Here is a 13,764-nt window from a genome sequence, read left to right on the forward strand (position 1 = left end):
GCCCGGGTATCCCCAGTGCGGCCCAAGCGCTGCAGGCACCGCGCTATTCGATTTCGACCGGGCCCTCGCTCTTGCCGCCGCCGTCCGCGTCCTGGCGCTGCGCCGGCGCCCCCAAGTACCGCTTGAGGTCCGCGGATTCAGCCGTGCCCGTGGGCGTGCCCAGGTTGTTCCGTACCGATTCCAGGATCGTCAGGCCCTGGCCGACGAGCCCGGCCGCGATCTCGCCGAGGCCGTCCGCCCCGTTCAGTACGTTGACGTTGGCGCCGGAGAGGCCAGTCGCCGCCTCCTTCACGATCAGCGGCAGCTGGTCGATCAGCATCCGGTCGAGCGCGACGCGGTCGTACGACGCCGCCGCCTCCGCCTGGATCTTCATCCGCTCGGCCTCGGCGAGCGCGAGCACCCGGATGCGCTCGGCGTCCGCCTCCGCGGGCTTGACCACCTCGGCGACCAGCTGCTGCTGGCGCAACTGGGCGGCGCGCTCGGCCAGTTCGGTCCGGGCGTCGAGCACCTCCTGCTGGGCGTGCGCCTCCGCGAGGGGGCCCGCCTGGGCGGCCTTGGCCTGGGCGCGCTCGACCTCGGCGGAGTACTCGGCCTGCACGATCGCGGTCTGCCGCGCGTACTCGGCCTGGTTCCGCGCGGCCTCCTGCTCGGCCTCGGCGGCGGCCTGGGTGGCCTTCGCCTGGGCGATCTGCGCCTGGCGCTGGATGGCGGCCTTGTGCGGGGCGGACATGGCGTCGATGTAGCCCGTGTCGCCGTCGTCGATGGACTGGATCTGCAGCGAGTCCACATGCAGACCGATCTTCGCCATCTCCGACTTCGAGGTGTCCAGAACCTCGGTGGCCAGCTTCTGACGCTCGGTGACGATCTCCTCGACCGTCATCGAGCCGATGATGGACCGGAGATGGCCCGCGAAGATCCGGCCGGTCAGGACGGACATCTGGTCCTGGTCGGAGAGGAAGCGCTGCCCCGCGTTGACGATGCTCTCCGTGTCGTTGCCGACCTTGAACGCGATGACGGCGCGCACGCTCAGGGCGATGCCCTGCCGGGTCACGCAGTTCTCGACGACCTCCGCCTCGCACATCGAGAGGGTCAGGAAGCGGGTCTTGCGGAAGACGGGCAGCACGAACTTGCCATGCCCTGTCACCACCCGGAACGGTGCACCCCCGAGACCTCGCCTGCCACCCGAGATCAGCATCGCCTGGTCAGGGGCGGGAACGCGGTAACCGAACATGGATCGACTCTCCTCAACCTGCGTCGCCGGCGCTGTCGCCGGTCAACGCGTCCAACGGGTCAGCCCACTTGATGACATCGACCTGGCGGCTGCCCCGTGACTCGATCACGAGCACGGCGGCGCCGTGCGGCAGCGGCTCGTCGGACCAGGCGAGAAACGTCTCGGAACCCCCTCGGATCCGCACCAGGACCTCGCCGGGCCCCGCGGATCCGCGGGTGCCGATGACGAGTTCACCGGTACAACCGATCACAGCCTCATCCGGCGCCACCATTTCGCGGCCGCCTCCCCCGTGTCATGCAGGCTCTGTCCGCTCCCGACTTTACGCGCCCGGCCTGCCGACGGCCCATGTGCTTGCATACGTTGATGAGGCCTGCCCAAGACCTTCGCATCCGTTCCCGTCACGCGTCCGACCTCGACGCCTGTGTGCGGGCCCTCGCCCAGGTGCACGCGGGGCAAGCACGCGAGCGGGGCGGCAACTGCCGTGGTCAGCAGGCTCTGACCGCGCTCTATGAACGTACGGGCTGGCGCTTTCTCGGTACGGGTGAGCAGTGCTGGGGCCCGCAGCGGTGGGTCACGGTGCGGTGTTACGCGGCACCGGTCCCCGCCCCGTCCCCCAGCTGAGCCACCGCGTCCCGCAGCGCCGCGACAAGACCCCGCAGGGCGGGACTGTCCGGCGCCCCGCCGCGTACCGCCGCGTAGATCGAGCGGACCGGCACCGGGTTGTGGACCGGGCGTACGACCACGCCGGAGTGATGGGCGTCCAGGCCGAGTTGCGGGACGAGGCTGACGCCGAGACCGGCGGCGACGAAGCCCTGTGCCGTGGCGTAGTCGCCGCTCTCCACCACGAAGTCCGGGCTGTAGCCGGCCGCGCCGCAGGCTTCGAGGATCGGGTCGAGGCAGGGGCCCGGCGATTCGCTGGCGACCCACGGCTCCTCGGCGAGGTCCGTCAGTTCGAGCAGCGGCTTGGCGGCGAGACGGTGCCCCGCGGGCAGCACCGCGTGGTACCGGTCGTCAAGGAGATGGATGAACCGCACGCCGTCCACGTCGAGTTGGCCGCCGGGACGGACCACGAGCGCGATGTCGGCCTGCCGGTCTCGCACATCCGGCATCGGGTCGTCCGGGTCGGACAGCTTCAACTCGACCTTCACCCGCGGCTGTTCGCGCCGCAGCGCGGCGATCGCGGGCGCCACAAGGGCCGTGCCCGCCGTGGTGAAGTACCGCATCGAGACCCGCCCCGTCCGCCCGGCCCGCAGCTCGGCGAGGGCGGTCTCCGCCTCGGCGACGTGCTTGCCGATCGCCACCGCGTACTCGGTGAGCAGCCGCCCGGCGTCCGTCGGCCGCACCCCGCGTCCGGTCCGCTCCAGGAGGGCGATGCCCGCCTCCTTCTCCAGGGCGGCCATCTGCTGGCTGACCGCGGAGGGCGTGTACCCGAGGTTCCGCGCGGCGGCGGTGACGGAGCCACTGGTGACCACCGCCCTGAGCACCTGCATGCGCCGGATATCAAGCATGCAGCCCAGCTTAAGCCTGCCTCGGAACGATTTCGTACAACTAACGAGATCGATGCCGCGGCGCTGGATAGGGTCGGCGCCGGGTGCCACACAACTGCCCGTGTCACGAACGAAGGAGCGGAAGATGTCCTATCCGGAGCCGCGCTACCTCGGCGAAAAGGGCGAAGTCAACGCGGTGTTCAGGTCGGCCGACCAGGAGCCCGAACTGGTCGGCTCCGGCGGCAACCGCACGCACTACCTCGCGACGCACGCCTCGACCGGCGGCGAATTCGGCCTCTACAAGGTGGACTTGGGCCCCAAGTCCCCCGGCCCGAGCACCCACTTCCACAAGTCGATCTCGGAGTCCTTCTTCATCCTGTCCGGCCATGTGCAGCTCTACGACGGCGACCGCTGGGTCACCGCGGGAGCCGGCGACTTCCTCTATGTGCCGGTCGGCGGGCTGCACGCCTTCAAGAACGACAGCGACGACCCCGCCTCCATGATCATGCTCTTCTCGCCGGGCGCCCCGCGCGAGGAGTACTTCGAGAAGGTGGCGGAGATGGCCCAGAAGGGCGGCGAGGAGTTCGGCGAGTTCCTCGTCAAGCACGACAGCTTCTTCGTCTAGGGACGAGAGCCGCCCTGCCCGTCCCGGTGCGGCCCCGCGCGAATTGCGGGCCCCGCCGGCCGGCGGGATGCTGGAGAGGTCAGCTCTGCGGCTGACGGGGGGCGCCAGGACGCCGGCGTACAACCGCTCACCGACGGCCCGACAGGGGCGAGCCCGGGCGGGGGCAGCGGTCCGCGTATCGGCAAGGAGCGACCGTCATGGACGGCACCACCCTCGACGACATGAGAAACGCTCTGCGCGGCCCGGTGATCGGCCCGCAGGACTCCGCGTACGACGACTCCCGCAAGATCTACAACGCGATGATCGACAGGTATCCGGCCGCCATCGTGCGCTGCTCCGACGCGGCGGACGTGATGGCCGCCGTCGACTTCCTCCGCGAACGGGACCTGGAGCCCGCCGTCCGGGGCGGCGGCCACAGCGGCGCGGGGCTCTGCGAGGTCGACGACGCCGTCACCATCGACCTGTCGCCGATGCGCTGGGCCCGCGTCGACCCCGTCGCGCGGACGGCCCGCGTCGGCGGCGGCAGCCAGCTCGGCGACCTCGACCACGCCGCCCACGCCTTCGGCCTCGCCACCCCCACCGGAATCATGTCGACGACGGGTGTCGGCGGCCTCACCCTCGGCGGCGGCCACGGCCACCTCACCCGCAAGTACGGCCTGACGATCGACAACCTCATCGCCGCGGACGTCGTGCTCGCCGACGGCAGCTTCGTCGTCGCGAGCGAGTCGCAGCACCCCGACCTGTTCTGGGCCCTGCGCGGCGGCGGCGGGAACTTCGGCATCGTCACGTCGTTCCGCTTCCGGCTGCACCCGGTGGGCGACGTGGTCGTGGCGGTCACCCTGTGGCCTGCCGACCAGAGCCGTGAAGTGCTGCGCTGGTACCGCGATTTCCTGCCCCAGGCGCCCGAGGACCTGAACGGCTTCTTCGCCGCACTCGCCGTGCCGCCCGCCCCGCCGTTCCCGGAGGAGATCCACGGCCACCGGATGTGCGGCGTCGTGTGGTGCTGGCTCGGCGACCCGGAGGACGCCGACGACGCCCTCGCCGCCGTGCACGAACCGGGTAAGCCGATCTTCCACTTCACGGCACCGATGCCGTACCCGGCGCTGCAGAGCATGTTCGACGAGCTGATCCCCACCGGCCTGCAGTGGTACTGGCGCGGCGACTTCTTCGACCAGATCACCGACGACGCCGTCGACGTGCACGCCAAGTACGCCGAGAACCTCCCCACCGACCTGTCGACCATGCACCTCTATCCCGTCGACGGAGCCGCCGCCCGCGTCGACCCGGAGGACACCGCGTGGTCGTACCGCGACGCGGTCTGGTCCGGAGTCATCGGCGGCATCGACCCCGACCCGGCGAACGCGGAGACGATCAGACAGTGGTGCGCCGACTACTGGGAAGAGCTGCACCCGCACTCGATGGGCGGCTCGTACGTGAACTTCATCGGCGACGGCGAGGGCCAGGACCGCGTGAAGGCCACCTACCGCGACCACTACGCGCGCCTCACGGGCATCAAGAACGCCTACGACCCGGCGAACTTCTTCCACGCCAACCAGAACATCGAGCCGGACCGGTGACCTGCGCTCGATCGGGCGCAGGCCCGCAGGGGCACGGTCCCACCGGCCCGGCACGCCGGAGCCCACCGGGTGAATGACGCCCCGTCAGGCCATGTCGTGCACCGCGTGTGATGCCGGTTCACGGTCAGCGCGTTGCTCGCTGACCACTGCGAGGATGACGTCCCGCAACCGCTCGAGATACAGCCGCATGTTCTTGTAGGCGGCGTCGGTTTCGGGGTAGCGACAGGCGAACCACAGGCCTTCTTGGAGTCGGTTGAGCCAGACGCACACCTGGTCGCCGTAGGACACCCTGATGAGTCCGTAAGCCGTCAGCTCGTCCCAGCGCTCCGACCCGGGGATGCTCCGCGCGTCGACGTACGAGACGATCGAGTACAGGTCGGGCGAGGTCGGGCGGAAGTCCGAGCCGAGCAGGCGCAGTACTCGGGCGAGGGGCATACGTGCCAGCGCCCTGTTGGCCCGCAGCTCGGCACGCACGGCTGTCAGGGCCGCGGGGAAATCGAGTGCCTGGTCCATGGGGATCTCGATCGGCGCGCCACCCACGTACCAGCCCACGGAGTCGCACCACGTCGACTTCACCCGGGTGTGGAACGGCATGACGGCGCGGTAGACGGGCTGTCCGCCGATCTCGTGGACGATGAGGCTGGTGGCGGCCAGGATGCCGACGAGGCTGCCACCGAAGGGTCGGCAGTACGCCTCGAACTCCGCGGCGGTGTCCGCGTCGACGAGCATCTCGCGCATGAGCTTCTGCGTGGGCAGGGTCCCGCCGGGCTTCAGACCGAGTTCGACGGGGAAGTTGGGCAGCTTCCCGTCGCACCGCCGGATGAACTCCCGCCAGCGGCCGACGATCGCGTGAGTGTCGTCGATCCGGTCCGCTTCCGCCCGCTCGATCTCGCAGAAGTCGACGTAACTGCCGACGGGCGGCTCCTCCACGGGGCGGCCCTCGACGGTTGCCGCGTAGAGCTCGTGGATCTCGGCGGGGAGGCGTTGGATGGAGTAGGCATCGACGTTGCTGTGGTCGAAGGCCATGTACACGCTGGCGCCGTCGTCCCTGATGACCGCCGTGTAGAGGAAGTTGGGCCAGCGCAGCGCGTTCGCGGCGGCGTCGAAACGGTCCTGCAGGTACTGGACGAGCTGCTCCGCGTCGGGGAAGTCGCCGACCACCTCGCGGTGGAGTGACACGGCCTCGGTATCGAGCGTGAACCGGCGCATCTCGTCGCCGTCCCAGCGGAATCCGCTGCGCAGCGTCTCGTGCCGGAGCGTCCAGTCGCGCAGCGCGTCCTGCAGTGCGTCGAGGTCGACCCTGCCCGGGATGTCGAATGCCGTACCGAGCCAGGTCGGCACGAACAGGCCGTCCTCCTGCACGGATCGGGCGGTCCTGATGTGCGACTCCTGGACGTACGCCGGCGGCCGGGGGTCCTCCGGAAGGCCCGCCGCCGCCGTGACGGTCGCCGGACTGAGTGCCCACTCGACAAGCCGTCCGGGCCGGACCTCACAACGCTGGATGTCGGTCATTCGCACGGGCGTCTCCGTTCGCAGTTGGAGCCCTGATCGGGTGGACCCGATCAAGGGAATGCCGTGACCGCCAACAGAGTCTCCTGGAACATGATGCTTTCCCACCTTTGAGTGGATTAAGTGATCGGCGGCTGTGAGCCAATTGGTTGAGGGCGCGGAACAAGGTCACGAGCCGTCGGCGTCCGGCTTTGCGGATCTGCGCCTGGGAACCGAACTGGTAGCCCATGTCCCGGGGCAGCCGCTTGTCGAAGGCTTCTTCCCGGCTGGCGTTACGGCGGTGGCGTGGTGTTCGCCCTTGCCGAACTGCGAAGAAACCGGTGACGCCACCCCCTGGGCCATAGGTCGTGCCACTGGTGGTTCAGCGTCCCCGTATGCACTCAAGTCCGCGCTTTGACACGGGACATCAGCCAGCTTGGAATCCCCCGGATAACTACTGCTAGTGTTCGCCCGGTCACGGTAGGCAATCAGCCTCAACGTACTGGCAATAGAAGGACCGAGGTTCCATGGGTAAGTTTCAGCAGGTAGCCATGATCGCAGCGGTAGCGGCTGGCGGTCTGTCCGCCATCGGCGCCGCCGCCGGTACCGCCTACGCCGATGGCAATGCGCAGGCGTCCGACCTCTACCGCCCCTACCAGGAGTGCAGCCCGCAGACGGGGGGCGAGGCCAACGTCCCGCTCGCCGTGCTCGGTCTCTCCGAGACCTTCGACACCACCTGCGGCCAGTACAACAACGCCTTCACCAGTCGGCACTCTGACTCTGATCGGCACGCTGACTACTGAGGTCGGCGGCGTAATCGTGCACGACGCGCCGCGCGAGCGGGGTCACCCCTGAAGGGGTGCGTCGCATGGCGGACGTCGCGGAAGTCGCCCTCTGCAGCATCGCGTTCCTCGGCGCCGGTACCTCCCATACCTGACGGAGGTACAGGCGGCGACTATCGGCTCGGCGCGAAATGGACCCGAACGTCCCGGACATGGGTCGGACGCCGGAGCCCGCCCCTCCGATATCCCCAGGGCCCGGCGCGGCCGGTTGGCCGCGCGGGGCGCCCGGGGTACCCCCCACAAAGGAGACGCATCAATGTTCAGCATGAAGCAGATCGCGGCCGCCTCGGGGCTTCTTGGCAGCCTCGTCGTGACCTTTACCAGCGGCGCCCAGGCGTCTGCCGCGGGCGCCTGCCCTGTCGACAGTCAGGGCAACACCACCTGCGTCCAACGGACCATCGTGACGCCCGACGGTGAACGGTTCGTCGTCCGCTCGGACAAGTGCACGCCGGTGCAGCCCTTGACGTTGCCCGTGGTCGGCCTTCTGAGCGGTGGGCAGACGCGGCTCGGGCCCGAGGTGACCTGTAACCCCAACTCGCCCAACACGACGCCGGCACCCGCCAACCCGGCACCCGAAAACAGTGACGAAGTTCCGGCGGGACTGGCGCGCCTGCTGGGCTGAGCCCCGGGCGGAACCTTCCGGCGCCTTTCTCACCTTTCAAGCAGCGGATGGCCGGACCGGGGTAACCGGGGCCGGTCATCCGCTGCTTCTGCGTCCGCGCGTCGGTGGGCAAACGGGTGACTGTCCCTCACCTCCCGTGACTCGACCCCGAGGCAGTGTCGTTTCAAGGGAGAGCGGTGAGCCCATGACCGGCAGCCTTACCAGCCGCCTCATCCCCCTTCGAGTCCGCGGCCGGGCGGACGGAGGGGCGCCTCGCAATAGGCCGACACGCACACAAAAGGACCCAAGATCCCAAATGGCTACGATGCGTGTGTATATGCTCACATTAAGTAGTCAAGCCAGGGCGTCACGCCCAGCTAAGAAAGGGTCAAACTATGCGCAAGTTTCAGCGGGCCGCGGTTGTAGCCGCAGCGGTCGCAGGGCTCTCCACCCTCGGCGCCGGCGTCAGCTTCGCTCACGGTGGCGACGACGGTGGGATCACCGCGATTGCTTCCTCGCAAGCCAACGCCGTGGCCAACTGGGGCGGCCCGCAGGGTCACCCGCACGGCGGCCCCCACGGGGCTCCGTGGTTCGCGCCGCAGAACGGTGTCAGCTACACGCCGCAGGGTCACCACGGGTAAAGAAGCGCCGAGGGCTCGATGCGCAAGTTGCAGCGGGCTGCGGTCGTAGCCGAAGCGGTCGCGGGGCTGGTGGCTCCGTACCCCACGCCACAGTGGGCCCCATAAGCCGTTTCGCAGGTGCCGCGCCGCAGCCCGCACGCTGGTCGGCCCGGCAATCGGTCGCCTCGCGGACCATCGCGTCGCGCATCGCCTCGGAGCGCCACAACAGGCGCATCGACGTCTGCCAGAACACTGTAGGCACCGTACGCAAGTCGCACGATCTGAATGTCCATGACCTGGATCAGCTCGGGCAGCTCAACGGTGTGCTGGACAACAGCCTCAACAGCAAGGCAGCCCGGGCGCAGCAAACCCACCAGGGTGCGCGCCCGGGCTGCATCAAATTGGAGCTTTTCCACGGCTCGGGCGCACGCCGATCAACGGCCCTGGCGCCCGGGCCTCGATTGTAAGGAGCGCAGCACATGTTCAGCCGGCAGAAGATCGCAGCCGTCTCGGGGCTCCTCGGAAGTCTCGCCGTAATCTACGTCGGCGCCGAGCAGGCGTACGCCCATGAACGCCCACGCGATTGCAAGACCAACGTCGCCAAGGGTGAAACCATCTGCATTCGCAAGAGCGAGACCATCCACGCCGACAAGCACGGCAGGTATGTCATCAGGCAGACGCAGGAATGCGAGACGGTCAGCCGGCCGCCCTATCCGTTGCCCAACGACCACGCGCTGAGCAAAGGATCCAAGCACGTCGGGCCGGTTCTGGAATGCTCCAACAAGGCGCAGCTGCCCAAGGGCTTCAAGCGACCTCACTTCACGTTCTGAGGCGCAATCGGCGAATGTCGGGCCGGGATCCGCTCCCGGTCCGACATTTCGGCTTTCTGGGATGACGTTCGATCGGAACCATCCCGTTCTTCGGCAATATGGGCCAGGGATTCCCGGCGATATAAAAAACCTCGGTGCCCCGGCCCGTGGCCGTGGCACCGAGGAAGGTTCCGACTTACTTGCCTACGCCGTTGTCGCAGCCCATGCTCGAGCCCAGAGAGGTCTCCTGCGCGCCCGAGTTACCCTCGCCGTTCAGCAGGTTGCCGCCCAGGCCGTTGAGGATGCCGACCTGACCGAGGACGTCGATGTTCTGGTCGTGCGACCTGCAGGTGGTGCTCTGATTGATCTTGACGCCGCCGTCCTTGCCCGAGCCCAGGCCGCCCCCGCCATCGGCGTGGGCGGTGCCGACACTCAGGAGTCCGACGGCGCTGAGGCCAGCGACCAGGACGGCGGCCTTGCGGAGCTTGTGCATGTCATCTCCGGTGAAGTGAGGTGAATGCGATCTGCGATAGATCGACTTCGTTCAATTACGGAGACTAATAAGAAATATCCCCACACCATCGTGCGGCGCGCCGAATTCGGGGAATCCTCACCGCCTTGGCCGATGGTCGGGAAATGCCGTCCCCGTGAGCGAATCGCGCCATTGGCACCTCGCCCCGTCGGTCATTTCGGCACAGGCACAGAAGAAGGCCCCGGCGCCGTGCCTGGAGGCTCGGTGCCGGGGCCATTTTCCCGCTCTCGGCCGTCTATGCGACCGTTACGCGCTTAGAAAGCGCTGTTGTTGCAGCCCATGCTCGAACCGAGGTGGGTGTCCTGCGCGCCCGGGTTGCCCTCACCGTTGAGCGCGTTGCCCAGCAGGCCGTTGAGCAGCCCGACCTGGCCGAGGATGTCGAGGTTCAGGTCGTGCGACTTGCAGTTGGAGCTCTGGTGGATGTCGAGCTTGCCACCCTTGCCGTGGCCGCCGTCCCCGCCCGCGTGGGCAGTGCCGGCACCCAGGAGTCCGACGGTGCTGAGGGCAGCGACCAGGACGGCGGCCTTGCGAAGCTTTTGCATGTCATCTCCGGTGGAGTGAGGTGAACGCGATCTGTGATAGATCGACTTCGTACAGTGATGAGAGATTAGTACGAAATACCCGCAAAACGGACTGCGACGCGCCGGATCTCGCGATCTTGTCGCGGGAGCATCCTGAAGCCGCATCGCACGCGAACGGGCCCTTCGGGGGGTGATCCCCGAAGGGCCCGTACTGGGCGTTGATGTCCGGCCGTCCGGCTGCCCTAGCTTTGGGCGCTCGCGGCGGCGTTCGCCTGGCTGTTGGCCTGGGTGCAGTCGACGCCCCGGGTCTCGGCGGCGGCGAGCAGCGCGACCGGGAGATTCGCGTCGAGCAGGGACTGCGGGCTGCACTCCTGGTACGGACGGAAGAGGTTGTGCTGGTTCTGCCCCTGCGCCTGCGCCTGCGAGTGCCCGTGTGCCTGGGGCTGCTGTGCGGCCGGCTGCGAGGAGACCTCCGGGCTGATCTGGGGGTTCAGCTGGGGGCTGATCTGAGGGCTGACCTCAGCGGGCCGCTGCGGCGTCGCCTGCTGCCGCGGGGCCGATGGGCCGGAAGTCTGCACACTGGCCTGCGAGTTGGTCATCGAGGCGGCCTGGGCGTCCGGCTGCGTGGCGGGGGGCGGAACAGCACCGTTGTATGCAACGGGAGTGGCGCCGATGGCGGAACCGGCACCGATGGCGGACAGACCGCTGGCAGCTGCGACGACGAGCGCGACCTGTTGAAACTTGCGCATGGAACCCTCGGCCCTTCATTGACCTGTGTTTGGAACGTACTGAAATGCTGATGAGCCAGTGCAGTTGGTGCTGTTCTTGCTGCCTTGTGCGGCTGTGACGGACCATCGTTCTAGTCGAGTGGGGAACGAGAACGGTACGGGCCCAGTCACGGGAGCCGGGGTGTGGTCACCCATTTGGCAGAGGGTGTGAACCATCAGCGGAACGCCGGTCAGTCGGGGCCACATCGGACGGGAACAAAGCCGTTAATCCGATCGATCGCAAACGGGTGACGGAGTTTTGGGTCCCGTGACCGAGCCGGAGGAAATGTCGTTGCCAACTGGGAGAGGGCAGCGATCACGAATCCAGCAGAGAGACTCTGTCGGCTCCGGCGTGAAGTCCACGTGACATCCCAGGATTGCCCCTGTTAGGGCGCAGTACGAACATCAGGCTGGGCTCACGCAGGGCTGCACTCAAATACAACGGATTTCCCTGCACAGGTATTGAAGGGCCGAGGGTTCCATGCGAAAGCTTCACAAGGCCGTGCTCGTCGCAGCAGCGGCCGGCGGTCTGTCCGCCATCGGCGCCGGCGTCAGCCATGCCGACTCTCCCGTCGGGTACAGCGGTGCTCCGGCGCCCGCTCCCGATTACCCGGCGCCCCAGGCGCCAGCCCCCGCACCTGCCCCGCAGTGGCAAGCGCCCCAGGCGCCAGCTCCCGCACCTGCCCCGCAGTGGCAAGCGCCCCAGGCGCCAGCTCCCGCGCCCGCCCCGCAGTGGCAAGCGCCCCAGGCGCCAGCTCCCGCGCCCGCCCCGCAGTGGCAAGCGCCCCAGGCGCCAGCTCCCGCGCCCGCCCCGCAGCACCAGAGCGGTTACGCCTCCGCCTCGGCCGTGTCGAGTGGCACTGCACATGCCTCCGGCTCGCCGTACGCCGCGCAGCAGGCCGCGCCTCAGCAGCAGTCGGCGCCGGTCCTGCCGCAGGCCGCCCCGCAGCCGGCGCCGCAGGTCAACCCGCAGACGTCGCCGCAGGTCATGCCGCAGGTAGCCCCGCAGGTCGCCCTGCCCCAGGCCTTCCAGCCGGAGCCCACGCCGCGTGTCGCCCCGCAGGTGAACCCGCAGGTGAACCCGGAGGTGAACCCGATCATCAATCCGCTGATCGCGCCCGGCGGCGCACCGCAGGTATCCCCGGTCGGCCTCGGACAGATCGCGGCGCCTCCCGTGGGCCAACTCGGTCTGCCCCGACTCGGCTGATGGCCTCCCCGCAGTTGTCCACCCTCCCAACTCGATCTGCTGCAGATCAGATCCGCTCGACCAATGGAGAAAGAATGCGCATGCTTCAGAAGGCCGTCATCGTGGGCGCCGTCCTCGGCGGTGTAGGTTCCTTCGGCGCCGGCACCGCCGTCGCACACGGCGAGGCGGGGGCACACGACGGTGGTTTCGACGTCACGCAGGGCATCGAGTGTCGCTCGCACGACATGAACATCGACCTGCTCGGCAGCGTTGGCGCCCTCAACGGCGTGCTGGCCAACGCGCTCAACGGCGAGGGCAACCCGGGCGCACAGGACACCCACCTCGGTTCGGACATGGGCTGCAACAGCCAGGCGTTCTGAGCAGCCGCGCTACACGCTCCTCCCCAAGGCCCTCCCTCTTCATGTTCTTTGCGGTCCTGCGAGAGGGCCGCTGACCTCCGGGCCCGGCATATGGCTGCTCCCCCGGCCGATCGGATGGCCTGGGGTGGTGTCACCGGGCCCGAGAGGTGCCGTGGAGACGTAATGAGAGGTCCGACTGCCGCCCGGCTCGGTCGCGGGCGGCAGGTCTATTTTGAACGCGCCTGGTGCGAGCTGGCCGCCTGGCCGTGAGCCCCTTGCCGGGAACGGGGCACGGCCCCCTAGGACTCGCCTGCGGGCACCTGCCCCAACCGCCGCTGGTCCGGCCGGTCATCACGTCCTGGAAGGGGCGGCACCGCTCGGTCAGCGGGCATGAGGGTCGCTACGACATGCGGGGGCCTTCAACGCGATCCTGTATCAGGCCCGGGTCGGCTGCCAGTGGGCTCTGCGATCGTGTGCGTCATGGAGTCGGAGAGACGCCGTCCCTGAGGGCTGCTGCACCGGATTGCCGTGGTCACTTCGAGCACGCGCACCGCCTGATCCATCTGCGGGCAGAAACGACCAAGTTTCAGCGGTCCAGGGAAGTCGCCTCCCGTCTTCCACCGGGTACTCGTATGCAGCGACGCCTTCGCTGATCGCTGGCGGGGCCGTTCGAGCATGTCCCCGATCCAGCCAGCGACCGTGTCAGCACCGGCCAGTACGGGATCCGTACAGGCTGGTCCTCGACTGCCCGCCCGTAGGCGTCGATCGTGTGGGGAGCTCGGCTGGTGTTCGCCATGAACTGCGGCCACCGGCGGTCTTGTTGATGTTCGGCGAGAGTGGGGAACTTGCCCCACGGGATGGGGGCCATGGCGAGAGGCCAGCCACGCTCGATTCCACATAAGGCCCTACCTGCCGCACGACTTCCTGCGGTACACCGCCGTGTACTACTACTTCGGCAAGTGGCGAGATGACGGCAGACGAAGTGGTTCGCGCCAGTACGAAGCGGTGGGTGGTCGAGCAGACTTTTGGCACCTTGATGCTCCACCGCCGCCTGGTCCGCGACCACGAGACCCCGCCGGCCGGCGGGGTCTCGATGATCTACTGGTTGACCGAAGGCTC

Annotated in this window: 15 protein-coding genes and 1 pseudogene; 9 read left to right on the plus strand and 7 right to left on the minus strand. The window is 68.4% G+C overall.

Annotation, left to right across the window (positions count from 1 at the left end; genetic code table 11):
• Window positions 1-43: 43 nt before the first annotated feature.
• The 3 genes from AB0G47_RS32510 to AB0G47_RS32520 form a co-directional block, all read right to left on the minus strand.
• Window positions 44-1,231: an SPFH domain-containing protein gene (locus AB0G47_RS32510; protein ID WP_360777317.1), complete on the minus strand. Its 1,188-nt coding sequence runs from the start codon at window positions 1,229-1,231 to the stop codon at window positions 44-46.
• A 13-nt stretch (window positions 1,232-1,244) separates the two neighbouring features.
• Entirely contained in the window at window positions 1,245-1,499 is a 255-nt protein-coding gene (locus AB0G47_RS32515) for a hypothetical protein (protein WP_360777461.1), read from the minus strand.
• Between the two features lie 316 nt (window positions 1,500-1,815).
• Window positions 1,816-2,739 carry a LysR family transcriptional regulator gene (locus tag AB0G47_RS32520; RefSeq protein WP_360777319.1) on the minus strand — a complete coding sequence of 308 codons (924 nt, stop codon included), beginning with the start codon at window positions 2,737-2,739 and terminating at the stop codon, window positions 1,816-1,818.
• A 124-nt stretch (window positions 2,740-2,863) separates the two neighbouring features.
• Between AB0G47_RS32520 and AB0G47_RS32525 the strand changes: the two genes are divergently transcribed.
• Together AB0G47_RS32525 and AB0G47_RS32530 are read left to right on the plus strand one after the other, a co-directional pair.
• On the plus strand, window positions 2,864-3,343 hold the full coding sequence (locus tag AB0G47_RS32525; protein WP_360777321.1) for a cupin domain-containing protein: 480 nt from the start codon (window positions 2,864-2,866) through the stop codon (window positions 3,341-3,343).
• A 197-nt stretch (window positions 3,344-3,540) separates the two neighbouring features.
• On the plus strand, window positions 3,541-4,920 hold the full coding sequence (locus tag AB0G47_RS32530) for an FAD-binding oxidoreductase (RefSeq protein WP_360777322.1): 1,380 nt from the start codon (window positions 3,541-3,543) through the stop codon (window positions 4,918-4,920).
• Window positions 4,921-5,004: 84 nt separating this feature from the next.
• Here the strand turns inward: AB0G47_RS32530 and AB0G47_RS32535 are convergent, their stop codons facing one another.
• Window positions 5,005-6,438 carry a condensation domain-containing protein gene (locus AB0G47_RS32535; RefSeq protein WP_360777325.1) on the minus strand — a complete coding sequence of 478 codons (1,434 nt, stop codon included), beginning with the start codon at window positions 6,436-6,438 and terminating at the stop codon, window positions 5,005-5,007.
• 497 nt (window positions 6,439-6,935) lie between these two features.
• On the opposite strand from AB0G47_RS32535, the gene AB0G47_RS32540 reads away from it, so the two are divergent.
• The 4 genes from AB0G47_RS32540 to AB0G47_RS32555 all read left to right on the plus strand — a co-directional run bounded on the left by AB0G47_RS32540 (window position 6,936) and on the right by AB0G47_RS32555 (window position 9,301).
• A complete protein-coding gene (locus AB0G47_RS32540; protein WP_360777327.1) occupies window positions 6,936-7,211 on the plus strand; it encodes a hypothetical protein in 276 nt (91 codons plus the stop codon).
• 295 nt (window positions 7,212-7,506) lie between these two features.
• The gene (locus tag AB0G47_RS32545) at window positions 7,507-7,872 is read left to right on the plus strand and encodes a hypothetical protein (protein ID WP_360777329.1); all 366 of its coding nucleotides are present in this window, start codon (window positions 7,507-7,509) and stop codon (window positions 7,870-7,872) included.
• 712 nt (window positions 7,873-8,584) lie between these two features.
• On the plus strand, window positions 8,585-8,938 hold the full coding sequence (locus AB0G47_RS32550) for a hypothetical protein (RefSeq protein ID WP_360777331.1): 354 nt from the start codon (window positions 8,585-8,587) through the stop codon (window positions 8,936-8,938).
• Between the two features lie 12 nt (window positions 8,939-8,950).
• On the plus strand, window positions 8,951-9,301 hold the full coding sequence (locus tag AB0G47_RS32555; protein WP_360777333.1) for a hypothetical protein: 351 nt from the start codon (window positions 8,951-8,953) through the stop codon (window positions 9,299-9,301).
• 175 nt (window positions 9,302-9,476) lie between these two features.
• Here AB0G47_RS32555 and AB0G47_RS32560 read toward each other — a convergent pair whose 3' ends face one another.
• From AB0G47_RS32560 to AB0G47_RS32570, 3 genes are all read right to left on the minus strand, one after another.
• The gene (locus AB0G47_RS32560; RefSeq protein WP_360777335.1) at window positions 9,477-9,773 is read right to left on the minus strand and encodes a hypothetical protein; all 297 of its coding nucleotides are present in this window, start codon (window positions 9,771-9,773) and stop codon (window positions 9,477-9,479) included.
• A 293-nt stretch (window positions 9,774-10,066) separates the two neighbouring features.
• Complete coding sequence (locus tag AB0G47_RS32565) at window positions 10,067-10,354, minus strand: hypothetical protein (RefSeq protein WP_360777337.1); 288 nt, start codon at window positions 10,352-10,354, stop codon at window positions 10,067-10,069.
• A 221-nt stretch (window positions 10,355-10,575) separates the two neighbouring features.
• Complete coding sequence (locus AB0G47_RS32570) at window positions 10,576-11,082, minus strand: hypothetical protein (RefSeq protein WP_360777339.1); 507 nt, start codon at window positions 11,080-11,082, stop codon at window positions 10,576-10,578.
• Between the two features lie 865 nt (window positions 11,083-11,947).
• Between AB0G47_RS32570 and AB0G47_RS32575 the strand changes: the two genes are divergently transcribed.
• The 3 genes and pseudogenes from AB0G47_RS32575 to AB0G47_RS32585 form a co-directional block, all read left to right on the plus strand.
• On the plus strand, window positions 11,948-12,307 hold the full coding sequence (locus AB0G47_RS32575) for a hypothetical protein (RefSeq protein ID WP_360777341.1): 360 nt from the start codon (window positions 11,948-11,950) through the stop codon (window positions 12,305-12,307).
• Window positions 12,308-12,381: 74 nt separating this feature from the next.
• The gene (locus AB0G47_RS32580) at window positions 12,382-12,666 is read left to right on the plus strand and encodes a hypothetical protein (RefSeq protein ID WP_360777343.1); all 285 of its coding nucleotides are present in this window, start codon (window positions 12,382-12,384) and stop codon (window positions 12,664-12,666) included.
• Between the two features lie 979 nt (window positions 12,667-13,645).
• Window positions 13,646-13,750, plus strand: a pseudogene (locus tag AB0G47_RS32585) (IS5/IS1182 family transposase); the annotation flags it as partial.
• Between the last annotated feature and the right edge of the window lie 14 nt (window positions 13,751-13,764).

The organism is Streptomyces sp. NPDC021622 (assembly GCF_040640795.1).
Classification (GTDB): Bacteria; Actinomycetota; Actinomycetes; order Streptomycetales; family Streptomycetaceae; genus Streptomyces.